Annotated in this window: 23 protein-coding genes and 1 tRNA gene; 14 read left to right on the plus strand and 10 right to left on the minus strand. The window is 67.6% G+C overall.

All coding sequences use genetic code 11. The features are described 5' to 3' along the window. Positions 1-17: 17 nt before the first annotated feature. On the minus strand, positions 18-1,118 hold the full coding sequence (gene ald, locus RCO27_RS00285) for an alanine dehydrogenase (RefSeq protein ID WP_309000642.1): 1,101 nt from the start codon (positions 1,116-1,118) through the stop codon (positions 18-20). Between the two features lie 133 nt (positions 1,119-1,251). Between ald and RCO27_RS00290 the strand changes: the two genes are divergently transcribed. The 3 genes from RCO27_RS00290 to RCO27_RS00300 all read left to right on the plus strand — a co-directional run bounded on the left by RCO27_RS00290 (position 1,252) and on the right by RCO27_RS00300 (position 4,242). After that, complete coding sequence (locus RCO27_RS00290) at positions 1,252-1,692, plus strand: Lrp/AsnC family transcriptional regulator (protein WP_309000643.1); 441 nt, start codon at positions 1,252-1,254, stop codon at positions 1,690-1,692. Positions 1,693-1,799: 107 nt separating this feature from the next. Beyond that, complete coding sequence (locus RCO27_RS00295) at positions 1,800-3,728, plus strand: potassium transporter Kup (RefSeq protein WP_309000644.1); 1,929 nt, start codon at positions 1,800-1,802, stop codon at positions 3,726-3,728. A gap of 10 nt (positions 3,729-3,738) precedes the next feature. Then, positions 3,739-4,242, plus strand: coding sequence for a 2'-5' RNA ligase family protein (locus RCO27_RS00300; RefSeq protein ID WP_309000645.1), 504 nt, complete (start codon positions 3,739-3,741; stop codon positions 4,240-4,242). On the opposite strand, the gene RCO27_RS00305 is transcribed toward RCO27_RS00300, so the two are convergent. Continuing rightward, positions 4,239-4,661, minus strand: a complete 423-nt coding sequence (locus RCO27_RS00305; RefSeq protein WP_309000646.1) for a DUF3775 domain-containing protein — start codon at positions 4,659-4,661, stop codon at positions 4,239-4,241. The genes RCO27_RS00300 and RCO27_RS00305 overlap by 4 nt on opposite strands. Before the next feature lie 175 nt (positions 4,662-4,836). Between RCO27_RS00305 and RCO27_RS00310 the strand changes: the two genes are divergently transcribed. The 9 genes from RCO27_RS00310 to RCO27_RS00350 all read left to right on the plus strand — a co-directional run bounded on the left by RCO27_RS00310 (position 4,837) and on the right by RCO27_RS00350 (position 15,774). Beyond that, positions 4,837-4,913 (plus strand) — tRNA-Met (locus tag RCO27_RS00310). Positions 4,914-5,177: 264 nt separating this feature from the next. Beyond that, positions 5,178-6,116: a serine hydrolase gene (locus RCO27_RS00315; RefSeq protein ID WP_309000647.1), complete on the plus strand. Its 939-nt coding sequence runs from the start codon at positions 5,178-5,180 to the stop codon at positions 6,114-6,116. 240 nt (positions 6,117-6,356) lie between these two features. Beyond that, positions 6,357-7,082, plus strand: a complete 726-nt coding sequence (locus RCO27_RS00320; RefSeq protein ID WP_309000648.1) for a response regulator transcription factor — start codon at positions 6,357-6,359, stop codon at positions 7,080-7,082. A 424-nt stretch (positions 7,083-7,506) separates the two neighbouring features. After that, a complete protein-coding gene (locus RCO27_RS00325) occupies positions 7,507-7,911 on the plus strand; it encodes a hypothetical protein (RefSeq protein ID WP_309000649.1) in 405 nt (134 codons plus the stop codon). 165 nt (positions 7,912-8,076) lie between these two features. Continuing rightward, on the plus strand, positions 8,077-13,869 hold the full coding sequence (locus tag RCO27_RS00330; protein WP_309000650.1) for a YadA-like family protein: 5,793 nt from the start codon (positions 8,077-8,079) through the stop codon (positions 13,867-13,869). Between the two features lie 36 nt (positions 13,870-13,905). Beyond that, positions 13,906-14,331 carry an outer membrane protein assembly factor BamE gene (gene bamE / locus RCO27_RS00335; RefSeq protein ID WP_309000651.1) on the plus strand — a complete coding sequence of 142 codons (426 nt, stop codon included), beginning with the start codon at positions 13,906-13,908 and terminating at the stop codon, positions 14,329-14,331. 19 nt (positions 14,332-14,350) lie between these two features. Further along, entirely contained in the window at positions 14,351-14,881 is a 531-nt protein-coding gene (locus RCO27_RS00340) for an OmpH family outer membrane protein (RefSeq protein WP_309000652.1), read from the plus strand. Positions 14,882-15,017: 136 nt separating this feature from the next. After that, on the plus strand, positions 15,018-15,551 hold the full coding sequence (locus tag RCO27_RS00345; RefSeq protein WP_309000653.1) for an AAA family ATPase: 534 nt from the start codon (positions 15,018-15,020) through the stop codon (positions 15,549-15,551). A gap of 64 nt (positions 15,552-15,615) precedes the next feature. After that, on the plus strand, positions 15,616-15,774 hold the full coding sequence (locus tag RCO27_RS00350) for a hypothetical protein (protein ID WP_309000654.1): 159 nt from the start codon (positions 15,616-15,618) through the stop codon (positions 15,772-15,774). Positions 15,775-15,917: 143 nt separating this feature from the next. On the opposite strand, the gene RCO27_RS00355 is transcribed toward RCO27_RS00350, so the two are convergent. Then, positions 15,918-17,168, minus strand: coding sequence for a JmjC domain-containing protein (locus tag RCO27_RS00355; protein WP_309000655.1), 1,251 nt, complete (start codon positions 17,166-17,168; stop codon positions 15,918-15,920). Positions 17,169-17,236: 68 nt separating this feature from the next. Beyond that, complete coding sequence (locus tag RCO27_RS00360) at positions 17,237-17,473, minus strand: hypothetical protein (protein ID WP_309000656.1); 237 nt, start codon at positions 17,471-17,473, stop codon at positions 17,237-17,239. A 107-nt stretch (positions 17,474-17,580) separates the two neighbouring features. Between RCO27_RS00360 and RCO27_RS00365 the strand changes: the two genes are divergently transcribed. After that, positions 17,581-17,964: a helix-turn-helix transcriptional regulator gene (locus tag RCO27_RS00365; protein WP_309000657.1), complete on the plus strand. Its 384-nt coding sequence runs from the start codon at positions 17,581-17,583 to the stop codon at positions 17,962-17,964. Between the two features lie 54 nt (positions 17,965-18,018). Here RCO27_RS00365 and RCO27_RS00370 read toward each other — a convergent pair whose 3' ends face one another. From RCO27_RS00370 to hppD, 3 genes are all read right to left on the minus strand, one after another. Then, a complete protein-coding gene (locus RCO27_RS00370; RefSeq protein ID WP_309000658.1) occupies positions 18,019-18,543 on the minus strand; it encodes a hypothetical protein in 525 nt (174 codons plus the stop codon). Between the two features lie 134 nt (positions 18,544-18,677). Continuing rightward, positions 18,678-19,838 (minus strand): alanine racemase, encoded by a 1,161-nt coding sequence (locus RCO27_RS00375; protein ID WP_309000659.1) that lies wholly within the window; start codon positions 19,836-19,838, stop codon positions 18,678-18,680. Between the two features lie 119 nt (positions 19,839-19,957). Further along, the gene (gene hppD, locus RCO27_RS00380; protein WP_309000660.1) at positions 19,958-21,028 is read right to left on the minus strand and encodes a 4-hydroxyphenylpyruvate dioxygenase; all 1,071 of its coding nucleotides are present in this window, start codon (positions 21,026-21,028) and stop codon (positions 19,958-19,960) included. A gap of 154 nt (positions 21,029-21,182) precedes the next feature. Between hppD and trxB the strand changes: the two genes are divergently transcribed. Continuing rightward, the gene (gene trxB, locus RCO27_RS00385; protein WP_309000661.1) at positions 21,183-22,166 is read left to right on the plus strand and encodes a thioredoxin-disulfide reductase; all 984 of its coding nucleotides are present in this window, start codon (positions 21,183-21,185) and stop codon (positions 22,164-22,166) included. A 100-nt stretch (positions 22,167-22,266) separates the two neighbouring features. On the opposite strand, the gene RCO27_RS00390 is transcribed toward trxB, so the two are convergent. Genes RCO27_RS00390 through RCO27_RS00400 form a run of 3 tightly spaced genes read right to left on the minus strand, consistent with a single transcriptional unit; the run spans position 22,267 to position 24,004 of the window. Continuing rightward, complete coding sequence (locus tag RCO27_RS00390; RefSeq protein ID WP_309000662.1) at positions 22,267-23,082, minus strand: hydrolase 1, exosortase A system-associated; 816 nt, start codon at positions 23,080-23,082, stop codon at positions 22,267-22,269. Then, a complete protein-coding gene (locus RCO27_RS00395; protein WP_309000663.1) occupies positions 23,055-23,729 on the minus strand; it encodes a hypothetical protein in 675 nt (224 codons plus the stop codon). The genes RCO27_RS00390 and RCO27_RS00395 overlap by 28 nt, the downstream gene beginning before the upstream one ends. Continuing rightward, positions 23,726-24,004 (minus strand): acyl carrier protein, encoded by a 279-nt coding sequence (locus RCO27_RS00400; RefSeq protein ID WP_309000664.1) that lies wholly within the window; start codon positions 24,002-24,004, stop codon positions 23,726-23,728. Before RCO27_RS00400 ends, RCO27_RS00395 begins: the two co-directional genes overlap by 4 nt. Positions 24,005-24,031 lie beyond the last annotated feature (27 nt).

Consider the following 24,031-nt stretch of genomic DNA (forward strand, 5'->3'; position numbering starts at 1 on the left):
GGAGGAGGGGATTGGCGTCAGGCCGCCTCGTAGGGCAGGCCGAGCGCATCGGCGACGGCCTCGTAGCGGATTTTCCCGCCCGATACGTTGAGGCCCGCCGCGAGGTGCGGATCGGCCTTCATCGCCGCCTCGGCGCCGAGGTTGGCGAGCTTCAGCGCGAAGGGCAGGGTGGCGTTGTTGAGCGCCAGGGCCGAGGTGCGGGCGACCGCTCCCGGCATGTTGGCGACACAATAGTGGATCACGCCGTCGATCTCGTAGACGGGGTCGCTGTGGGTCGTCGCGTGGCTGGTCTCGAAGCAGCCACCCTGGTCGATCGCGATGTCGACGAGCACCGAGCCGCGCTTCATCGTCTTCAGCATGTCGCGGGTGACGAGCTTCGGCGCCGCCGCACCTGGCACGAGCACCGCGCCGATGACGAGATGGGCCTGGCGCACCGCCGCGGCGATCGCCGCCTTGCTGGCATAGACGGTCTTGATCTGGCTCGAGAAGAACATGTCGAGCTCGGCGAGGCGGGCGTTCGAGATGTCGTAGATGGTGACGTCGGCGCGCATGCCGACCGCCATCTGCGCCGCGTTGACGCCGGCGACGCCGCCGCCGAGGATCGCGACCCGCGCCGGCGCGACGCCGGGGACGCCGCCGAGCAGCACGCCGCGGCCGCCCTGCTCCTTCTCGAGATAATGGGCACCGACCTGGACCGACATCCGGCCGGCGACCTCGCTCATCGGCTTCAGGAGGGGCAGTGAGCCGTCCTTCGCCGTCACCGTCTCATAGGCGATGCAGGTGGCGCCCGACGCGATCAGGCCCCTGGTCTGTTCGGGATCGGGGGCGAGGTGGAGATAGGTGAAGAGGAGGTGACGCGGCTCCAGCATGGCGATCTCGACCGCCTGCGGCTCCTTCACCTTCACGATCATGTCGGCGGCGGCGAACACATCGGCGGCAGTGCCGAGGATCTTCGCGCCCGCCTCGACATAGTCGGCATCCTCGAAATCGATACCGGCACCTGCGTTGGTCTCGACGACCACCTCGTGTCCGGCCGCCACCAGCTCGGCCACCGACGGCGGGGTCAGGCCGACGCGATATTCGTGATTCTTGATTTCCTTGGGAACGCCGATACGCATGTTGCCTCTCCTTGAAGCGGATGGCGCGCAATACGCGATTCGCGCCGGGAAGTGCTTGCGAATGCGCGTCACCTGCCGCGGTTATTCGCAACACTATTGCGCAATCCACATTTTGTCTGCAAAATGATCCATCGTGGATAGCATCGACCGCAAGATTATCGAACTGCTCGCCGCCGACTCAGGCCTGACCAGCGAGCAGCTCGGGGCACGTGTGGGTCTCTCGCCCTCGGCGGCGCATCGGCGGGTGAAGGCGCTGGAGGAGGCGGGGCTGATCCTGGGCTACCGGGCGCGGCTCTCGCCGGCGGCGCGGGGCAATCCGTCGACCGTTTTCCTCTCGGTGACCCTGGTCGATCAGCGTCAGGCGACGATGATGGCATTCGAGGCAGCGCTCGCTCGCACGACGCAGGTCTGCGAGGCGCATCTGATGAGCGGCCAATCCGACTATCTGGTCAAGGTGCTCGTCCCGGAAAGCGACAGCTACGAGCGTGTCCACCGCGAAATTCTCTCGACTTTGCCGGGTGTTCACCGTCTGGTGACGCAGTTCACCATCCGCACGTTGACGGCGGGCGATTGACCGGCCCCGCATCATTGCTGCGGGATGAACGAGATGCTAGGGGCCGCTTCGCCTTGGCGGGGTCAGGGTAGGCAAAAGGAAAGTCGGACGTTCAGCGTTCCTGACCGATGAGCGAAACCACCGCCACCGAAGCGCCCGCGGATCCCTCCGCAGTGGCGCACCGCCACAATGGCATCGTCCGGCTCGCCGTCGGCGCGGTCGGCATCGTGTTCGGCGACATCGGCACCAGCCCGATCTACGCGTTCCGCGAGACCTTCGCCGGCCACCACGAGCTCGCCCACGGCCAGCCCGAGATCGTCGGTGTGCTCAGCCTGATCTTCTGGTCGATGATGATCGTGGTGTCGCTGAAATATGTCAGCGTCATCATGCGCGCCGACAACAAGGGGGAGGGCGGCAGCCTTGCCCTGCTTGCGCTGATCAGCCGCTCCGGCGAGGGCCGCAAATGGACCACCGGGATCGTCCTCCTCGGCGTCTTCGCCTGCTCGCTCTTTTACGGCGATTCGATGATCACGCCGGCCATTTCGGTGCTCTCGGCGGTCGAGGGCATCACCACCGTCCAGGCCGATCTGGCGCCCTATGTGCTGCCGATCGCGGTGGGCATCCTGGTGGGCCTCTTCACCATCCAGGCAACCGGGACGGCGCGGGTCGGGCTGTTCTTCGGGCCGATCATGCTGATCTACTTCCTGACGATCTCGGTGCTCGGCATCATCCATATCGTCGGTTCGCCGGGGATCATCCTGGAGACGGTCAACCCGGTCAACGCCGTCAACTTCTTCATGATCGACGGCTGGCGCGCCTTCCTGGCGCTGGGTTCGGTCGTGCTGGCGGTGACCGGCGCCGAGGCGCTCTATGCCGACATGGGCCATTTCGGGCGCAAGCCGATCGGCATTTCCTGGCTCGCCTTCGTCATGCCCGCACTGATGTTGAACTATATGGGCCAGGGCGCAATGATCCTGTCGCTCGATCCCGCCGCGGCCGACGAGGCGATCCGCAATCCCTTCTTCATGCTCGCGCCCGAAGAGATGCGTCTGCCGCTCGTCATCCTCGCCACCATGGCCACGGTGATCGCCAGCCAGGCGGTCATCTCCGGCGCCTTCTCGGTGACGCAGCAGGCGATGCATCTCGGCTTCATCCCGCGCCTCAGAATCCGCCACACCAGCGAGGCGGCGATGGGCCAGATCTACATTCCGGTGATCAACTGGGCGCTGATGGTCGCGGTCATCATGCTCGTCCTCTTCTTCCAGACGTCGAGCAACCTCGCCGCGGCCTATGGCATCGCGGTGACCGGTGCGATGTTCATCGACACCTGCCTGCTCGCCGTCGTCCTCTTCCATCTGTGGAAGTGGAAGCCCTGGCTCGCGATCCCCGTGCTGGCGCTCTTCTTCCTGGTCGACATCGCCTATTTCGCGGCGAACCTCACCAAGGTGCCGGACGGCGGCTGGTTCCCGCTGCTGATCGGCCTCTTCTGCTTCACCCTGCTCACCACCTGGGCGCGCGGACGCAAGCTGATGATCCAGCGGATGAACGAGGCGGCGATGCCGGCCTCGATCTTCATCAAGTCCGCCGCCGGCAGCGCGACCCGCGTGCCGGGCACGGCGGTCTTCATGACGACCTCACCGGACGGCATCCCGCACGCGCTCCTCCACAACCTCAAGCACAACAAGGTGCTGCACGAGCGGGTGATGCTGCTCACCGTCCGGATCGAGGACGTGCCCTATGTCGAGGAGAAGAAGCGCTTCGAGCTCACCAACCTGGGCACTGGCTTCTACCGCCTCATCATCCGCTACGGCTTCATGCAGGAAACCGACGTGCCGGCGGCGCTGGTCCGGGTCGAAAGCTGCGGCCCCGAGTTCAAGATGATGGACACGAGCTTCTTCCTCGCGCGTCAGACCCTGCTCGCGTCGGATCGGCCGGGCATGGCGATCTGGCGCGAGAAATTGTTCGCCTGGATGCTGCGCAACGCCGAAAGCGCGATGGAGTTCTTCAAGCTGCCGCCGAACCGCGTCGTCGAGCTGGGCTCCCAGGTGGAGATTTGAGGGTCGGGATTTGACCGGGCCGCTCATCGTCACCGCCTTGTTCGCCCCGGGAGATGACGGCTGGCTCCAGGAGCTGCGGCGCACCCATTATCCGCCCGGGCTGAACCGGGTCGCCGCGCACCTCACCCTGTTCCGCCATCTGCCGCCGAGCCTCGAAGCCGAGCTCTCGGCCCGCCTTGCCGCCGCCACGAACGCGCCTCCGCCTGAAGCGGAGATTGCCGGTATCATGGATCTGGGAGAGGGGACGGCGTTGCGCGTCGAGAGCCCTGACCTCGCCGGCATCCGCACGTCGCTCGCCGAGGCCCTTCACGGCCTCCTGACGCCGCAGGACCAGACGCCCTTCGACGCCCACATTACGATCCAGAACAAGGTGCCGCCTCGGGATGCGCGCCGGCTCCAGCAGCACTTGCGCACCACTTTCATACCGCGCCCGCTTCGCATCCGGGCGCTCGCCTCCTGGCGCTATCAGGGCGGTCCCTGGGAGCCGCTCAAGACCCACCCGTTCCGGCGCTAGTCGAGCTGCCCGATTCCCTCGCAGCTATAGTCGAATGCGGCGAGCCCGGCGTCGAGATAGCCGGCCAGCAACGGCATGTCGTTGAGTTCGTCCATCCGCTCCCCCGCATCCATGTCGCTCGCCTCCTCGAAGGCCTCGTCCCATTCGCTGGCGTCATAGGTGCCGCGGCCGATCCAGGCGAGCGCGAGCACTTCGGCGAGCTGGTCGTCGGCGAGGTCGTCGAGCACCGCCTGGACCTCCTCCTCCACGCTGTCGTTCACCTCGTCCTCGAGGACTGACATCGCCTCGCCATCTTCGTCGTCGATATCGTCGACATCTTCGGGATCCTCGTCCGGATCCTGTGCCGGCATTTGCGCCTCCAGCTCGCGGGCGCGGAGGATCAGGCGGCAAAGGGTTTCGAGAGGGGTCAGCAACTCCATGGCGCGTCTCCATGTCTACCCGATGCGAAACTCGGCGCCGCGCGCCGGGTTCCTGTGGTTCGGCGCGAGACCGCAAGGCTTGAAATTTCTTGCCCTGTGCTCCAGTTGACCAGCGTGCCCGCGCTTCCTATAGCGCCGCGACGTCTTGCCGGGACATACGGCATGCATAGGACGGGGCGGAGTAGCTCAGCTGGTTAGAGCAGCGGAATCATAATCCGCGTGTCGGGGGTTCAAGTCCCTCCTCCGCTACCACCCCGCGAACTGTTTTCGCTACCGCCTAGATCTCGTGCATCCCGTGCGCCATTGCGTCGATCGGGCAAGCATTTGATTGCGCTGATTACAGTCGTATGTACCCGCATGACTTGGTTCGCGGCGAGCCGAGCCAGATCCGGGACCAACTCGGCAGTCTTTCACTCCCTATGGTTCCAACCGTTCATCTCTCCGGGCCTATTCTTCCGCGATGCATGGCGTGCGCCGGGGGGAACCGGAACCGCCGACTGGGATGAGGGTCATCGGATGCGGTTTTTCGGTTTGCTTGCCTGGCTGCTTGTCGTTTTCGCCCGGCCCGCTTTGGCCGAGGTGCCACCGGCGCTGCAGCCGCTCGAGCAGCGCCTCGCCGTGCTGGCGACGGAGAATCCGGGGGAATTCGGCATCGCCGCGCTGGACCTCGAAACCGGGGCCGTGGTGAGCTTCAACGGTGACCGGCCCTTTCCGATGGCGAGCACGATGAAGATCGCCGTCGCGGCGGCCTATCTGTCGGAGGTCGATGCCGGGCGCCGCCGCCTTGACGATCCGATCGCCGGCACCACCGCAACTATGCTCCTCGATGCGATGATCACACGCAGCGACAATCGCGCAACCGACCTGCTGCTCGCCGCGCTCGGCGGACCGGCGGTGGTCGACGGATGGCTGCGCAGGCACCGGCTGGACGGGATCAGGGTCGACCGCACGATCGCGCAGCTCCTCGGTGACCGCCGGGATCTGAGGGACATCCGGGATTCGAGCACGCCGACGGCGATGCTCGATCTGCTTCGCCTGATCGACTCCGGCGATGCGCTGACCCCGGCGAGCCGTTCGCTGCTGCTGGACATGATGCGGCGCTGCGCCACCGGGTCGAACCGCATCCGCGACCTGCTTCCACCGGGGGTCAGAGTGGAGCACAAGACAGGGACGCTCTCGGGCTATACCGGCGACGTCGGATTCCTGACGCTGCCCGACGGCCGGCGGATCGCCGTCGTGTTCTTCGCCCGGGGCGGATCGAACCGGCCCGCGGTCATTTCCACGGCGGCGCGCGCCATCTACGATGCTTTCGGTACCCGGGGGCTCGCGGGGCAGCTCGGCGGACGTGTCGTCCAGGCCGTTTCGGGTCCGGCTGGCGCCGCCGGCCTTCCACAGAGCGGACCGCCTTCCGCGACCTGCATGCTGGGGGGAAGGGCGGTCCAGGCGCAGTGCTGAGGGGGCGTCCACGCGCACGGCCCTCGCCTCGACGCTGATCCGCCGGTGGGCACAATCCGTTTCGGATGCGGGAGCCCGGCCGACTCCGCAGCGGGCAGCCGATGCTGTTGTCGGCGAAAAGTCGGAGTATTTGACCTAAGCCTATGGATTGACTAGCCGGTCGGCTGCCCGGCCGATCCGCCGACCCGTTGTCTGCGCGAATCACGCGCGTCGGACCGAGGCCGGATATGGCGAGGCGAGATGCGTATAATTCTCCTCGAGAACGATACAGGTTTCCACACGTCGCTCGGCGAACGGCTGCGCAGCCAGGGGCTCGCGGTCGACCTGGCCCGATCGGTCTTCGATTTCTATCGCGAGATGGCGGTGGACGGATACGACGTCGCCGTCATTGACGTCGATCTCCCCTGCGACAGCGGCCTGGATGTGGTCTCCCGGCTTCGCAGGAAAGACGGCATCGGAATCGTGCTGCTGACCGACCGGGACGCGCCCGGCGACCGGATCGAAGGCTACCGGAGAGGCGCGGACCTGTGTTTCGCAAAGCCGGTCGACGGCGCCGAACTGGCGGCAGCGCTGAACAGTCTCTCCCGGCGCCTGGGGCACGCGAACGTGGGCGAACGGGACACGGTGCGATCCACCATGCCATGGCGCCTCGATCCGGACCGGTGGATGCTGGAGGCCCCGAACGGCAAATCGGTCAAGCTCAGCACCGCGGAGATGACGGTCGTACGGCGGCTGATCGAGCAGCCCGGGACGGTCGCCTCACGCGGCGAGCTTCGCGCTGCGCTCGGCTACGGCCAGGACCGGAACGACGACCAGAAGCTCGACGCCCTGATCAGCAGGCTGAGGCGCAAGATCGAGCGGCAGGCCGGCTGTCCGGCGCCCGTGCAGACTCTGCATGGCCGCGGTCACCTCTTCTCCGACGCGATTCGCGTCGAAGTGCGTCTCGCGGCCCGGCGTCCGCTCTAGCCGGCACGGGTCAACCTCTCCGGAACGCATCGCCATCCCGCAGATGAACAGAAATCTGACGACTTTGAAGGGGAAAGTCAGCCCCAAATTATAGTTAACCGTCAACATTTAGATCGATACCGAAATAGTACGAATACTGTATTGATATACTTGTAATATTTGCTAGCCATTCTCTCTGCAGAAGGGGGTGGGATTATCCCTCTTTTCATTTCGTTGCCTGGCCTCGGGCCAGGGAGAAGGGGGGCTTCGGATGTTCAGACCACGGCTGCAGAGGGAAGACGGCAGGCGTCACCGACACCGCTGTCAATTCGCCCATCTGGCCCTGCTGGCTGCGCTGGCCGCTGCCAATGGACAAGCCATAGCGCAATCGGCGCCACCTGCGCCGCCGGCCGATACATTCCGGCAACAGGCCGATCAGCTGGGCGTGCGCCGCTGCGCCAACCTGCTTTCGGCGCTCGGGCAGACCGTGGCCTACGGCTCGACCTACACCGTCCACACGCAGGCGGAGCCCGCAGCGCCCGATGCGCACGGCGTGCAGGGCGTGGTCGGGATGACCTACGACACGCCCGGCTACAGCGGTCCGGCGGCCGGCATCGTCCTCGCCGCGCCGGTCGGCGAGGGGTGCGAGGGGCAGGTGGTGCGCGTCGCGCCCTACCAGCGCGCCTGCCCGGATGTGGTCGCCCTGCTGCCGGCGGGCAGCGTCCAGGCCGGCATGCTCTCGGGCGTGCCGCTCTATACACTCGGCGGCAATCAGGGGCAGGCGCTTCTCGTCGCCAGCGGCGGCGCCTGTGTGGTGGTGACGGTCGCGCAAGGCAAGGACGTCCGGTGAGGCCGGGAGGGGGCGGGGATGAGCGGATGTTCATCGGGCTCCCTCGAACTGAATTTCGATCTCCTGGTGGTGGAGTGCTCTCGCGCATCCGCGGGCGAGGGCGTGTGTCTATTCGCTCGCGATCGGCTGAAGGCGCCGTGGCGAGTTTTGAAAGAGGAATGTGCCATGTTCGCAGTTGAGTCCGCTTCGCAAAAAGCTCGCCGCGCCGGCCTCGCCGGCAACTGGATCGTCGGCGCAGAGGGGGCAAGCTGGTCGCAGCGGCGCCGGCTGATGGCCGTGCTCCGCCGTGCGCACCGTGTGCTTGGCATCGACCGCAAGAATCTGGGTGTCGGATCGCTGGGCTTCGGCGGCAGCGCCCGCTCGGTGCTGCTGTCGTCGGCGAGCCCGTCGAGTATGATCGGCGGCCTCGCCGCCATCGCCGCGTTTGGAATGGCCGCGCCCGCGCAAGCGCAATACGCCGCTGGCAACGGCACGGCGTCGGGGCCCCAGAGCATTGCGATCGGAACCACCGGCACCACCGCCACGGCGAGCGGCCAGCGCGGTGTCGCGATCGGAAGCACCGCAACGGCGGGCGGACTCGATTCCGTGGCCCACGGCACCGCCGCCAACGCAGGCGCCCAGAACGCCGTCGCCATCGGTTTCCAGTCGGTTGCGTCCGCGTTGAACTCCATCAATATTGGCGCGCGCACGGTCCCGAACACGGGCGCACTTGCGGCTGGGGCCATCGCCCTCGGTACGGATGTGGTGGCATCTCAAGAGCGGTCCATCACGATCGGGGTATTGAGCAGCGCAACGGGTACGGGCGCCACGGCGATGGGTAACCAAGCCAGAGCCTGGGGCAACCAGTCCATTGCATTCGGTTTAGGCGCACAAGCAGGCGTTCAGGCCAACACGGCCGTGCCCAACAGCATCGCGATCGGCACCAATTCACGTTCTGGCGCCAATTCCGCCGTCGCGATCGGCACCGCGGCGAACGCATCGGTGGACAATGCCGTTGCGGTGGGGAATGGCGCCGCTTCGTCGGCACAATATGCAGTGGCTCTTGGCCTGAACGCGGCGGCCTCGGGCGGCGGCGGCGCGGTGGCGATCGGCCAGACAGCGATCTCAAGCGGCATCAACACAATTGCGATCGGTGTCCAGGCCAGCGCCACTGGCGGCGGTGGCGATATGGCCCTTGGCACCTTCTCCAGCGCCACGGGAGGGAATTCCACTGCGGTCGGTGTCAGCTCCTCGGCCAGCGGCAGCCGTTCGTTCGCCGGCGGCCGCATTGCCAACGCCGCGGGCGCCGATTCTGCCGCCGTTGGTTTCAACTCCAGCGCGGCGGGGGCCAGCTCGGCGGCGTTCGGCGCTCTCGCCAATGCTTCGGCCGACTTCGCGCTGGCCTTGGGCAATGGGGCCGTATCGAGCGGAATCGGCTCGGTTGCGACAGGTTCGGGAGCCCAGAGCACGGGCGTCTCCTCCGTGGCGCTCGGCAACAACGCCACCGCGACGGCCGACAATGCCGTCGCCGTCGGCCTGGGCACGGTCGCCAATTCCGCCGACGCCGTCGCCATCGGCACCGGCTCGACCGCGACCGGCGGCCGCGCGGTCGCGGTCGGCGCGGGCAACCTCGCCAGCGGCAACGGCGCGGTGGCGATCGGCGATCCCAACACCGCGACCGGCAACGGCGCGGTGGCGCAGGGCCTGGACAACACCGCGACCGGCAACGGATCGATCGCGATCGGCAACACCAATTTCGTCGGCGGCGGCGGGCAGGCGGTGAGCACGCCCGGAACGCCCGCTCAGGGCGCGGTCGGCATCGGCTACCAGAACCGGGTGACCGGCCAGGGCGCCGTGGCGCTGGGCAGCACCAGCAGTGCACTAGCGGCCGGCGCCCTCGCGTTCGGCGATACGGCGGTCGCCAACACCGACCAGAGCATCGCGATCGGCTCCAATTCGAGCGCGACGGGGGGAAGCGCCATCGCCATCGGGCGGGTCAGCGTCGCGAACGGGACCAATGCATCGGCATTCGGCGCCGGCGCCACCGCGAACGCCAACAGCGCGCTGGCACTCGGAAACTCGGCCGCCGCCAATAATTTCGGCGACGTGGCGCTCGGCTCGGGCTCGACCACCACAGCGGCGGTGCAGACCGCCGGCACGACGATCAACGGCACCAACTACAGCTTCGCCGGCACCACACCGACCAGCACGGTGAGCGTCGGCGCCGCAGGAACCGAGCGCACCATCACCAATGTCGCAGCCGGCCGGATCAGCAACAGCTCGACAGACGCGATCAACGGCTCGCAGCTCTTCGCGACCAACCAGGCGGTGGACAGCCTGGGCACGCAGGTGACGCAGAACACCACCGACATCACCAATCTCGAGGCGAGCGCGATCCATTATCTCAGCGTCAACGACGGCGGCACGACACAGGGCAATTTCAACAACAACGGCGCGACCGGGACGAATTCGATCGCCATGGGCGTGAATGCGGCTTCGCAGACGGCGGACAGTGTCGCCATCGGCAATGGTGCCTTCAATCAAGCCTCCGGTGCCGACCGGGCCGCGGTTGCGATTGGTGTTTTGGCGCGCACCGCCCAGACCGGCTCGACAGCGGTCGGTGGCCAGGCCGCCGCGCTTGGCGTCAACTCGATCGCGCTCGGCGCGTTTGCGTCGGGAACCACCTCCTACGCCATCGCCATCGGCGGCGGGCCATCGGCAGGAAATGCCGCCAACGCAACGGGCATCGGGTCCATCGCCATCGGCGGCGGTGGCGGAACCACGCCCACCGGTCTTCCAGCCTCCGCAACCGCAGCGCGCGCCATCGCCATCGGCCAGAACACGGTCGCTGCGTTCCAGAGCTCGGTTGCCCTGGGCAGCAGGTCTGTGGTCGGAAGCGCATCGTCGCTGGCCATCGGCGACACCGCCACCACGGGCGCGACGGGCCGGAACGTCGCCATCGGCAATCTGAGCACCGCCGATTCCGCCACGGCCGCCGGCGGCGCGGTGGCGATCGGACGCTCCAACACCGCCTTCGGCGACGGCGCGGTGTCGATCGGCGATCCGAGCTTTGCCAGCGGCACCGGGGCCTTCACCGGCGGCGCGGACAACATTGCCAACAGCGACGGGATCGCGACGGCCACCGTCGCGAACCAGGCCAATGGCGCGGTCGCGATCGGCAACAACAACCGCGCGATCGGCCAGGGCAGCGTCGCGCTCGGCAACGGCTCGACCGCCGGCGCGGCCGGCCTTGCCGGCAATGTCGCGATCGGCGACGGCGCGGTCGCCACGGCGAGCGCGGGCGATGTCGCGCTCGGCTCGGGCAGCACGACCCTGGCGGCGGTGGCGACGGCCGGCACGACGATCGACGGCACCAACTACGCCTTTGCCGGCACCACACCGACGAGCACGGTCAGCGTCGGGACGGCCGGAGCGGAGCGGACGATCACCAACGTCGCCGCCGGCCGGATCAGCGGGAGCTCGACCGACGCGATCAACGGCTCGCAGCTCTTCGCGACCAACCAGGCGGTCGAGGCGCTGAGCAGCACCGTCCAGGCGACCGCCATCCACTATTACAGCGTCAACGACGGCGGCGTGCCGCAGGGCAATTTCAACAATGACGGCGCGACCGGCGCGGCCTCGCTCGCCGCGGGCGTGGGCGCGTCGTCCTCCGGCATCCAGTCCACCGCCGTCGGCAACGGCGCCACTGCGCAGGGCCTGCAGAGCATCGCCCTGGGCTACAATGCCCGCGTGCTGGAGACCGTGCCGAATGCCAGCGCGCGCGGCATCGTCATCGGCGATTCGAGCACGATCGACAACAGCTTCAACTCCTGGATCTTCGGCCAGAGCAACAGCGTCACCGGATCGACCCAGGCCGGCGTGCTGGGCGGGTTCACCACCGTGACGGGGAGCCAGGGCATCCTGGCGCAGGGCTCGAACAACACCATTACGGGCACCCAGGGCGCCAACGTCATCGGCGTGTTCAACACGGCCAGCAACACGCAGGGCGCCAGCATCATCGGCGCGCTCAACGGCATCACCGGGGGCGCGAACAACAGCATCATCGGCACCGGCAACACGCTCGATGCCGCCAGCGGCAACTTTGTCGGCGGCTTCAACAACACGTTCGGCAGCGGCCTCACCAACAGCTTCGTGTTCGCGAGCGGCGGCACCACCGCGGCGGGCGTCCAGAACGGCGTGCTGATCGGCGCGGGCGGCACGCTCGGCGCCAACGACGCCGTCGCCCTCGGCACGGGGGCGCAGGCGACGATCCTGGGATCGCTGGCGCTCGGCGCCGGCTCGGTCTCGAACCGCGCGCTCGCCCCCGCCGTCGGCCAGATCCCGGCCGGCACCGGCTTCGTGCCCTACAATACGAGCGACCAGGTCCTGCTCGGCGCGGTCTCGGTCGGCAATGCCGGCGCCTATCGGCAGATCACCAATGTCGCCGACGGCACCCAGGCGCAGGATGCGGTGACGATCCGCCAGCTCGCCAATTCGCTCGCCTCGTTCGCGGTGACGCCGACGCTCTATTTCCACGCCAATTCGGCGGCCGCGGACTCGCTCGCGGTCGGGGCGGAATCGATCGCGATCGGCCCGACCACGGTGGTCAACGGCGACAACGGCATCGGCATGGGCAATGGCGCGATCGTCCAGGCGACCGCGCCGGGCGGCACCGCGATCGGCCAGAACGCGCAGGTCAGCCAGGCCGACGCCGTCGCCCTCGGCACCAGTTCGGTCGCCGACGGCATCCAGTCGATCGCGATCGGTGCCGGGGCCAATGCCAGCCGTTCCGGCAGCGTCGCCCTTGGTGCCGGCGCCGAGACCAATGTCGGCTCCGAGACCGGCTACACCGCCTATGGCCTGACCGCACCGCAGAATTCGGCCGGCGAAGTCTCGGTCGGCACCGCTGGCGCCGAGCGGAAGGTCACCAATGTAGCGGCGGGCTCGGCACCGACCGATGCGGTCAACGTCAGCCAGCTTCAGGCAGTCGCGCAGAACGCCACCACCGCAATCACCAACCTCGACGGGCGGGTTACGACCGTCGAGAACCGGGTCACGACAGTCGAGAACAACGTTACCAATCTCGGCGACAGCGTTGCGAACAGCTTCGGCGGCGGCTCCACCTACGATCCGACGACGGGCACCGTGACGACCGTGCTGAACGTGGGCGGCAACACCTACAACAACGTCAACGACGCGCTGCAGTCGCTGAACCAGACGGCAAGCGCCGGCTGGAACATCCAGGCCAATGGCGGCCCGGCGACGAACGTTGCGTCGAACGGCACGCTCAACGTGACCGCGGGCTCCAACACGGTGGTGACGCTGAGCGGCAACCAGCTCCAGGTCGCCGTCGTCGACAATCCGACGTTCAGCGGCATGGTGACCGCCAATGGCGGACTCACCGTCGGCGCCAACACGACGGTGAACATGGGCGGCAATGTCGTCCAGAACGTCGCGGCCGGCGCGGTGAACGCCGCCTCGACCGACGCGGTCAACGGCTCGCAGCTCTATCAGGTGCAGCAGTTGGCCAGCAATTCGGTGCAATATGACGCCGACGGCAATTCGGTGACGTTCAACCCCGGCGGATCGGCGGTGACGCTGCAGAATGTCGCGGCCGGCGTCGCCCCGACCGACGCGGTCAACGTCCAGCAGCTCAACGACGGGCTGGCGAGCACATTGGCGAGCGCCAACGCCTATACCGACCAGCGCCTCGCCGCCTTCCAGTTCGACCTCACCGACATGCGCCGCGATGCGAATGCCGGCGTGGCCGGTGCCCTGGCGGCTTCGGCGCTGCCGCAGGCGTTCGAGCCCGGCCGCGGGATGATCGCGTTCGGCGCCGGTACCTTCCAGGGCCAGTCCGCCTTCGCCCTCGGCCTCTCGCGGGTGATGGACGACGGGCGCACCGTCGTCCGCGCCGGAGCGACCTACGACACCCAGCAGCGGGCCGGAGCGAATGTCGGTATCGGCTACTCCTTCTGATGCGCCGCCAACCCACGCCAACCGGAGGATGAATCCATGAACCTCAGGACGCTCTTCATTGCTTCTTTCGTCGGCGCGGGCCTCGTCGCGCCGACCGCTGCCCCGGCCGAGGACGATACCGGCTATGTGGGCACGATCGATCCGTCGGCCTTTCGCGAGACACCGCGCGAGCGCGACCGGCTCGGCGCGACCGTCGATCCGGCCGCGGTCCGGATGATCACGCCCGGGATCGACAAGTTCAGCATCTACCGGCTGATCGGTCCGCCCCATTTCAACGAGGCGATCGCGCGGCGGTGGAACTACATCCTTGTCTTCCCGTCGGCGTCGGGAAGCGAGGAACGGCTACGCTGCCGGATGGAGATCCGTTTCGCCCCGCCGGCGCGCGGCCGCTACAACGTGACCGTCTCCGAGGTCGTCTGGCAGGACCGGTCCTGCGCGGAGCGGGTTGCGGCGGCCGGCTGATTGGGCGAGAGGCGGTGGCATGCGTCTGATCGGGCTCGCCGCCGCTCTCCTTCTTGCCTGCGCCGGCACCGCCGCGCCGGCACAGACGTTCGGCGCGCCCATCCCGGGAGTGTGCCTGTTCTCCAAGACGGCCGCCATCGGCGCTTCGCAGGCAGGCCAGTCGCTGCAGGCGCAGATCCGGCAAATGCAGGCGTCGCTGTCCGGCGATCTTGCCCGGCAGCGCGCCGCCCTGGAGCAGCAGCGCCGGCAGATCGAGGCGCGGCAGAACGCCATCGCGCCGGTCGAGTATCAGCGCCAGCTGGCGGCGCTGGCCCAGCAGGCACAGGCTCTCGAGCAGCAGCAGAATGCGCGCTTCATCGCTGCCCAGCAACGCGGGCAGCAGCAGATCGACCGGGTGCTCAATGAAGCGCTCGGCCGCGTCGTGACACGCGCCGCGTGCAGCCTGGTGCTCGAACGCGACACTGCCTATGGCTGGAACAACGAGATGGACATCACGGTCGCCGTCACGCGTGAAGTGGACGCGGCGTTGCAGCAGGTCAGCCTGCAATGACCGCCGCCATCGTTGCGGCGATCCCTGGACGCGATCGCCCCTCCCTCGGGACCCGGTAAACGGGTTCATCCCGGGGGCTGTCGCGACGCGCATCGCCCAAGACTCCTACCCCCCATGACGTCAACAGGATCGCGATATGGAGAGGTTCTTCGTCATCACCGGTGGGCCGGGCTCCGGCAAGAGCACGCTGATCGACGCGCTTGCCGCTCAGGGGCTGCGGACGATGCCGGAAGCCGGGCGTGCGATCATCCGCGATCAGGTCGCGATCGGCGGCGATGCGCTACCCTGGGGCGACCGGCTCGGCTTCGCCGGGCAGATGCTCGGGTGGGACATGCGCTCCTGGCATGAAGCGGCGGAGGGGGAGGGCATTGCATTGTTCGATCGCGGCGTGCCCGACATCCTTGGCTATCTCGCGCTCGGCGACATCGCCCCGCCGGCACATTTCGTCCGGGCTGCCGAACGGTTTCGCTACAATTCCTGCGTCTTCATCGCCCCGTACTGGCCGGAAATCTATGCGCGGGATGCCGAGCGCAAGCAATTACCGGCCGAGGCCGAAGCCACCTGCCAGGCGATGGCGCGAATCTACGCGGATCTTGGCTACCAGCTCGCTTGGCTGCCGCGGGCGCCGGTCGAAGCGCGGGCGCGGTTCGTGGCCGATCGCCTCCGCTGAGCGGGCCGGCTTTGTTGCGTCGCTCGCGGCACTCCATTGGCACCACGCGCTCGAGGCCGAAGGGGTGGACAAGAACTTCGCCATCCATTTTCCGCTGCTGGACCGGCTGTTCGGTACCTTCCATCTGCCGCCGGGGCGCTGGCCGGAAGGTTATGGCGTGCCGGAGAAGGTGCCGCAGGGCTATCTGCGGCAGTTCCTCTATCCGTTCCGGCGGAAAGCCTGATCCGATCGGCCAGCGCGATCATCTTAAGCAGCATCGTCATTGCGAGCGCAGCGAAGCAATCCAGTGCAGCCTTGAGTCAGGCTGGATTGCTTCGTCGCTTCGCTCCTCGCAATGACGAGGTGTTTCAGGCTGAGCTGATCATGCTAGTCGGCCCGCTCCAGATAACCCGCCGCCCAGAGCGTGCGCACCAGATCCTCGGGCTCGGCGCAGGGCAGGTCGCCGGCGGCAAACGACGCGCCGGACAAGGCGATGTCGAGCGCATCGCCGTCTTCGGCCTTGAAGTCGATGTCGCCGTCCGGGCCGACCAGCACCAGCTTGCCCTCGTCGTCGGCGACGCTCCAGGGCACGAAGCGGCGGCGGCGGTAACGGTCGCCGGCTTGCGGCGGCCGCGCGGACCCCGCGACCACGCCCGCGACATTGGGCCGGCGGGCCCGCAGGAAAGTGTCGGCGAGCAGATCGAAGGCGCCGTCCATTCCTGCCTTCTCGCCGATCAGGGCGACGAGCCGCTCGAAATGCGCCTTGGCCTTCGTTCGATCGAAGTCGCGCGCGGCGAATCCGGCCGGGAGCGAGCGGCGGAAGCCGGGCTCGGTCAGCGCCAGCTCGGAGATCGATTCGAGCAGCAGGTCCGCCCAGGTCTTGGTGATGAGGCCGACCGTTATGTGGAGCGACGGCTCCTCGCCGACATTCTCGGCGTCGTGCATCACGCCGCGCGGCAAATAGAGACAGTCGCCCGGATTGAGCGTGAAGCGCTGCGTCACCTCGCCGGTCTCGTACTTGCCGAGCTCGAACCGCTCGCCGCGATAGGGGATGTCGACCGGCGTGCCGTAGATCCGCCAGGCCTTCTGACCGGAGACCTGCATCACGAAGACGTCATGGTTGTCGTAATGGGGCGGGAAGCCCTGGTTGCCGTGCCCCTTGCCATCGTCCTCGGTCTTTGCGGTCTCACGCGGCTGCGGCGTCAGATAGACGTTGGTCTGGACGTGGCAGGTGAAGACCTCCTCGAGCGAGCGGCAGAATTCGCCCAGGTTGAACAGCGAATCATGCAGATGCGGCAGGATGATCGTCGCGCCGCGCAGATACTCCTCGGTGATCGCCGACCGGATCACCCGGCCGTTCTCGTCGACATAGTCGTCGCGCGAGATGCGGTCATGATGATTGGTGAGGTCGATCATGCCCTCGCGCAGGTCGGCGCTGGCGATGAACCGGTCGAGCGTCTCGAGCGTCAGCAGGTCCGCATAGCGCTCCGGCTCGCCCCGCAGGTCGACCAGCGGCTGGCGCTCGTAAAAGTCGGCCAGGAACGCCTCGCGCGTCACCGGCGCGATCAGGAATCCGAGCGCATCCTCTTCCCAGCGCGGCGGCGCGCCCGCCGCCCGCACGGGTCTCACATCAGCCATCGTCGTCTCCCCATTCACGGCCACCTTATCGGGCGCCGCTGGCGGTCGGAAGCCGCCAAAGCACGCGGTCAGGAATTATAGGGGAAGGTATCGATCACGTCGCCGCGATACGGCTCGAGAGCGGTTTCGAGCACGCGCAGGGTTGCAGTGGCGGACGCCGGCAATCGCCGGGCGTCGAGGGCATCGCGAAATGCGGCGAGTACTGCCTGTGCGGCGGCTGCCAGCAGAATCTCTCGCGCGGTATAATCCGCAGCGTCGCGGCCCCAGTTCATGGCGCGCAGGGCGCAGGAAATGGTGCGCTGCATTTGGGCGCGACAATGCGGTTCGTCATATGCGATGCGATCGACGGTGGAGAATCGCCGTACGATTCAACGATTTCCGATGAATTGTCAACAAGGAATTATCAAAACTGATGAGTTTTGGTGCGCGACTGGCAGAAGAACGCAAGAGGCTCGGCCTGAAGCAGGCCGAATTCGCCGGCATGGTGGGCACCGATGCCCCCAAGCAAAGCCTGTATGAGAATGATCGGCGCGAGCTCAGGGCCGATTATCTTGCTCGTCTCGCCGAGGCGCGTGTCGATATAGTCTATGTGCTGACCGGGCAACGCGTGGCGGGAGACGCTCTGGGCCAGGGCGCAAGTGAATTATTGTCGGCCTACCTGTCCCTGCCCGCGGAAATGCAGCGGGCGCTGGAAGACCTTGCCCGCTCCTTGCGCGATCAATTTGCCGGGCTTGGCGGCCAGACCGTCCATGCACGGCGGATGACGTACAAAGGCGAGGGCCGCGACCCTTCCTGACCGGACATTTGGAGAATGGGAGGGCGCGGCCGACACCCTCCCGGATTCCGGCGATCAGTTCGTGCCGTTGTCCGCAGCGGCCGGCGCGTTGCTCGCGACCTGGGCGCGCAGCTGCTCGACGGTGCCGCCGATCACGAGCCCGTTCGGGCCCGCGGCCACGGCGTTGCGCGGCAGGCGCACCTGCTGTTCGCCGAGCTGGATGGTCAGCGTCTCGGCGTCGAGCGCCTGGACCGGGCCGACCTCGGCGCCCTGGCTGTCGCGGACGACCGCGCCGACGACGAAGGCCGCCTGCTGCTGGGCCATCATCTGGTCGACCTGGGCGTTGAGCTGGTCGCGGGTAAGGCCGATCAGCACCGCCTGCTCGGTCGCGGTCAGCGAGCTCGCCGGCAGGGCGACCTCATGGCGGTCGGTGCGCAGCGTCACGTTGTCGCCGCTAACCGCGGTGATCGTGCCGACCTCGCCGCCCGACGTGTCGGTGACGGTGCGGCCGACCGCGAGCCCGGCCTGGGCGCTGGCGACGCCGGGGACGAGGAGGGCCGCGGACAGGGCGGTGGCAGCAATGAATTTGCGAAAGGACATTGAGTTCAGGCTCCCGATAGGAATGAAAGGTGGCTCTTTGGCCGGCGATCGCGATCGCGAGGGGAGGCCTTGAAGGCCGCTCTCCCTGGGGCGGGACGTTACCACCCTCCGTTACGGTTGCAACCCGGTTTGGCTCAGAACAGGGTCGTTACGGCGCCCGTGACGTCATAGCCGTCGGTCACGGTGAGCAGCGCGGTCCACCGATCGAACGTCGCGCAGGGGTGCGAGATGCCGAAGCCGACGAGGTCGCCGATCGCGAGCACGTCCGGCGGAGCATCGATGGCCAGATGCTGGTCCCACATCACAGTCACCATCATGCCGTCAGCAGGCTGCGCGGGATCGGTCGCGCCGGACGAATGATACCAGAGCGGGATGGGCGGCTCGATGTCGAACGATGCGTCGCGCTTGCCGACACCGACAATCGCGCGTCCCGGTTCGGGCAGCGACAGGACCACGCCCCAGACCTCCAGCGCGTGCCGAAGATCAGGAAGCCCCGGATAGGGCTTGCCACCAGGCCGCGTGGTCCGTTCATAAAAGCCGCTGTCGTGGGTGACGTAGCAGCCGGGCCGGATCACCCGCTGCACCGGTCGACCGCCGATCTCCTCCGGCAGCCTCGTCGCGCACAGGTCCAGAAAGGCGGAGCCCCCGGCGGAGAGCAGCAACGGCCCGTCGGCGAACAAGCCCTCTGCCGCAATGGCGTCGACCGCGGCGACGGCCAGATCGATCATCCCGCCCGCGAGATCGCGGGCATCGGGAACCGCCTGACGCACCCCCTCGAACGTCTCCACGCCCCTGAGCGCCAGAGTGGGCAGGGCGGCGACCTGTCGCGCCAGCGCCAGCGCCGCCTCGACCGATCGCACCCCGGTCCGCGCGCCGGTGAGGCCGGTTTCCACCAGCAGGTTGATCCGCCGACCCTTGCCCGCACGCGCCATGCCCGCACGCGCCATGCCGTCAGCGAGCAATGACGCCGCCTCGGGTGAATCGACCAGGCAGTAGAAATCGAACTCCGGATCGGCCGCGATCTCTTGCGTGATGAGATCGATGTCGGTCCTTCCGGCCAGGATATTGGTCAGGAACACCCGGCTGACGCCAAGCCGCCGGTAGATGCGCACATGATGCGCCGTCGCCGCCGTGATCCCCCAGGCGCCCGCCTCGAGCTGCATCCGGAAGATCTCCGGGCTCATCGTCGTCTTGCCGTGCGGGCAGAGGTGCGCGCCGCTGCGCTGCGCGAAGGCCTGCATCTCGGCGATATTGTGCCGCAGCGCCGCCTCGCGGATTACCGCTGCCGGCAACATCAGGTCGCCGGCGAACAGGTTAAGTCCGAGGGTGCCAAGGTCCTCAGCCGCAGCGCCCTCCGCACGCGGCGGCAGGCCTTTGGTGCGCCAGTCGAGGCGCGGCCGAAGGACCGGGTCGCTCAGGCGTCGGCCTTGGCGGGGATGACGCCGCGGCGGATCTGGTCGAGCTCGATCGATTCGAAGAGCGCCTTGAAATTGCCCTCGCCGAAGCCCTCGTTGCCCTTGCGCTGGATGATCTCGAAGAAGATCGGGCCGATCATGTTCTCGGTGAAGATCTGGAGCAGCAGCCCCTCGCCGGTCTCGGGCGAGCCGTCGATCAGGATGCGGCGCTTGCGCATCTCCTCGACCGAATGGCCGTGGCCGGGCAGCCGCTCGTCGATCATGTCGTAATAGGTGTCGGGACTATCCTGGAAGCGGACCCCGTTGGCGCGCAGCGCGTCAACGGTGGCGAAGATGTCGTCGGTGGCGAGCGCGATGTGCTGGATGCCCTCGCCCTTGTACTCCTTGAGGAACTCCTCGATCTGGCTGTGCTCGTCCTGGCTTTCGTTCAAGGGGATGCGGATCTTGTCGTCCGGCGCGGTCATCGCGCGGGAGAGCAGGGCGGTCTGCTTCCCCTCGATGTCGAAATAGCGGATCTGGCGAAAGTTAAAGATCCGCTCGTAGAACCCCGCCCAATGGTCCATCCGGCCGCGGTTCACGTTGTGGGTGAGGTGGTCGAGGGTGTGCAGGCCGACGCTGTTCTTGTCCGGAGACGCGCCGGGGACCGGCTCGAAATCCGTGTCGTAGATCTGCTCGGCGCCGTAGCGGTCGACGAGGTAGAGATAGGAGCCGCCGATCCCTTCGATCGCGGGGATGTCGAGCTCGCCGGGGCCACGCGGCATCTCGGCCGGAACGGCGCCGCGCTCGACCGCCATCTGGAAGGCTTGCCGCGCGTCCTTCACCCGGAACGCCATGCCGTTCGCGGACGGGCCGTGGGCGTGGCGGAAGTCGGCGGGCTGGCCGGCCGGCTCCATGTTGAGGATGAAGTTGATGTCGCCCTGGCCATAGTGGCGGACGTTCTTCGACTTGTGGACGCCGAGATGGGTGAAACCCAGCTTCACGAAGAGATCCGCGAGCGCCTCCGGGTCGGGGCTGGTGAACTCGACGAACTCGAAACCGTCGAGGCCAAGCGGGTTTTCGTGAGCGGTCATGGCGTGCCTCATCACAGGAATACAGGGGTTGCGGGCGGCTTCTACACCCCGGCGCGGCGCCCCGCAAATGCCAGTTGCGAACATGGTTGCGAACATGGGAGCGGCCGCTTACCTCCCTCATGACACGTCTGCTTCACACCTCGGAAAGACCTCCATGGCCGCGACTCACTCGACCCGCATGCTCATCCTCGGCTCCGGCCCCGCCGGCCTCACCGCCGCCATCTACGGCGCGCGCGCGGGCCTCGCGCCGATCGTCGTCCAGGGGATCCAGCCGGGCGGGCAGCTCACCATCACCACCGACGTCGAGAACTATCCGGGCTTCGCCGACGTCATCCAGGGTCCGTGGCTGATGGAGCAGATGCAGAAGCAGGCCGAGCATGTCGGCACCCGCATGGAGTGGGACCATATCGTCGCGGTCGACCTCTCGCAGCGCCCGTTCCGCATGATCGGCGACAGCGGCAACATCTATGTCGGCGACACCCTGGTCATCGCCACCGGCGCGCAGGCGAAATGGCTGAACCTTCCGTCCGAGGAGCGCCTCAAGGGCAAGGGCGTGTCGGCCTGCGCGACCTGCGACGGCTTCTTCTATCGCGGCAAGAAGGTGATCGTGATCGGCGGCGGCAACACCGCGGTCGAGGAAGCGCTCTACATGACCAACCACAGCCATGACGTCACGCTGATCCACCGCCGTGATTCGCTGCGCGCCGAGAAGATCCTGCAGCAGCGCCTGTTCGCTCATCCCAATATCAAGGTGCTGTGGAATCGCGAGATCGCCGAGTTCATCGGGGAGGGAACACCCGAAGGGCTGGTCGCCGCCGACCTCAGGGACACGACGACCGGCGCGATCGAGCGGATCGAGCTGGACGGCGCCTTCGTCGCGATCGGCCACGTCCCGGCGACCGAGCTGTTCAAGGGCAAGCTCGAGGTCGATGCCGACGGCTATATCCCGGTGACGCCGGGCACGAGCCGGACCTCGATCCCCGGCGTGTTCGCCTGCGGCGACGTGATGGACAAGGTGTACCGCCAGGCGGTCACCGCTGCCGGCACCGGCTGCATGGCGGCGCTGGATGCCGAGAAGTTCCTGGCCGAGGCCGATTACGAGGCGGCGCCCGCCGCGCACGAGGTCGAGGCGGCCTGATTTTCAAAGCGGCGCTCGTTCCTCATCGTCATGCTGAACTTGTTTCAGCATCCAATTTCCCGTCGCCCGGGCAGGTGGCCAGTTGGATCCTGAAACGAGTTCAGGGTGACGGCTTCGCCGACAAGGATGCCAGCGCGTCTTCGACGGCCGCCAGCAGCGCGGCCTCGTCGCCGGGCCGCGCGAAGGTGTGTGAGTCCGTATCCAGTGTCTGAATATCCGGTTTCAAATCACTGAAACATTTGCTCTTCATCTCGACCTCCGCCGCGATGGCGGTGGCGTCGTCCTTGGCGAGAATGAGCTGGACCGGCAGGCGATGCCGCCGCAGCGCCGCGGCGATGTCTTGCGCGAGGCTCGGGTCGCTGCCGCGCAGGATGCGGATCAGGCCGCGCCAGAGCTTGCCGAAGTCGACGGCGCCGGTGAGCAACTTCTTCCAACCTGACCAGCTGGTCAGCTGCTGCCGATAATGCGCGCGCACCGCGGCCGCGGGCGGCGCGCCGGCTTCGGCCTCGACCAGCCAGGGGTTGACGAGAATCAGGCCGTCCAGGCCAGCCGTGTCGCCGAACAGGGCGATGGCGCTGGCACCATCGCACAGGCCGAATCCGTAGAGGCGGGTAAGGGCAGAGGCTTCGGCCCGGAACGCTGCCGCTGCAGCGGTCAGATCGGGGGCACTGCCGCGGAAACCGGGATCGTCGCCGCTGCTGTCGCCGACTCCGCGTCGGTCGAAGCGGAAGCAGGGGATATTATTTTTTGACAGTCCCTTGGCGAGCCTTTCATACATCCGGTGCGAGCCGATCCGGGTCTGGCTGCCGCCGGTCACGAGCAGTAAGCCGGTCGTGCCCGCCGCGTCATCGAGCGTCGCGCCGAGCATGGCGCCTTCGCAGCTGAAGCTCAGGAGCCGGCGCATGTCGCGTGCCACGCGGCGATATCCTCTGCAATCGCCTCGGCCAGCTCGGCCGAATTGCCGGGCTCCGAGCGGCGCCACAAGGCCGGGCCGGTGATCTTCGCATCGGCCGCCCCGGCGTCGGTCACGAGCCTGACGGTCCTGAGCGGTTCCTGATCGAAAGGTCTGGCGTCGGCCAGCCGCCCGCGCACGTCGGCCGAGGCGTCGTAGCCGGCCCACTCGACCCCAGCGATGCCGGCGCGGACCATGTCGCGGACCAGTGAGGCGCCGTCGACCGGGGCCAGCCGCCAGCGTCCGATCGCCGCCGCCATGTCGTCGATCAGGGCGCCGCCGCGCAGAGCGGCGAGCAGCGGGATCTGACCACTGCGCTCTCTCACGTGCGCGGCCGCGGCGGTGACGTCATGGCGCCAGTCGCTCCATGTCGTATCTTCGAGCGCCGCCTCGCTCTCGCCGGTGCCCCGCAGGTCGGGCAGCCAGCAGCCGAAGCCGCGCCCTGTCAGCACGCGCATCGTCGCCGCGATCAGCGCGCGGGTGCGGTTCATCTCCTCGAAGAGCGGCGGGACGAACAGGATCGGGGGCGCCTCGGCCGCGCCGATCCGCATGATCCATTCGGGGCCGGCCTCGCTCTGATATTGCTCGTAGGCGAGGCCGTCAGGGTTCACTGCAGCGCCTTGTTGCGCGCGAAGGTGAGGAGCGATCCGAACGTCTCGAGCATGTCGGCGTCGACCTCGTCATCCTCGATGACGATGCCGAGGCGCTCCTCGAGCTCGGTCAGCAGGCCTGCAACCGCCATGGAGTCGAACTCCGGCAGCGCGCCGAAGAGGGGCGAGCTTTCGTCAAACGCGGTGACCCGCGCCTCCGGCAGGCCGAGCACGTCGACCAGCACCGCCTTCAGCGTGATCTCGACCTCTTTCCCGTCGCTTGGCGCAACCGTCATGCGCACCCCTTTCGCCGTTTGCGGAGC

It is taken from the genome of Sphingosinicella sp. LHD-64 (genome assembly GCF_031157375.1).
In the GTDB taxonomy this organism is placed as follows: Bacteria; Pseudomonadota; Alphaproteobacteria; order Sphingomonadales; family Sphingomonadaceae; genus Allosphingosinicella.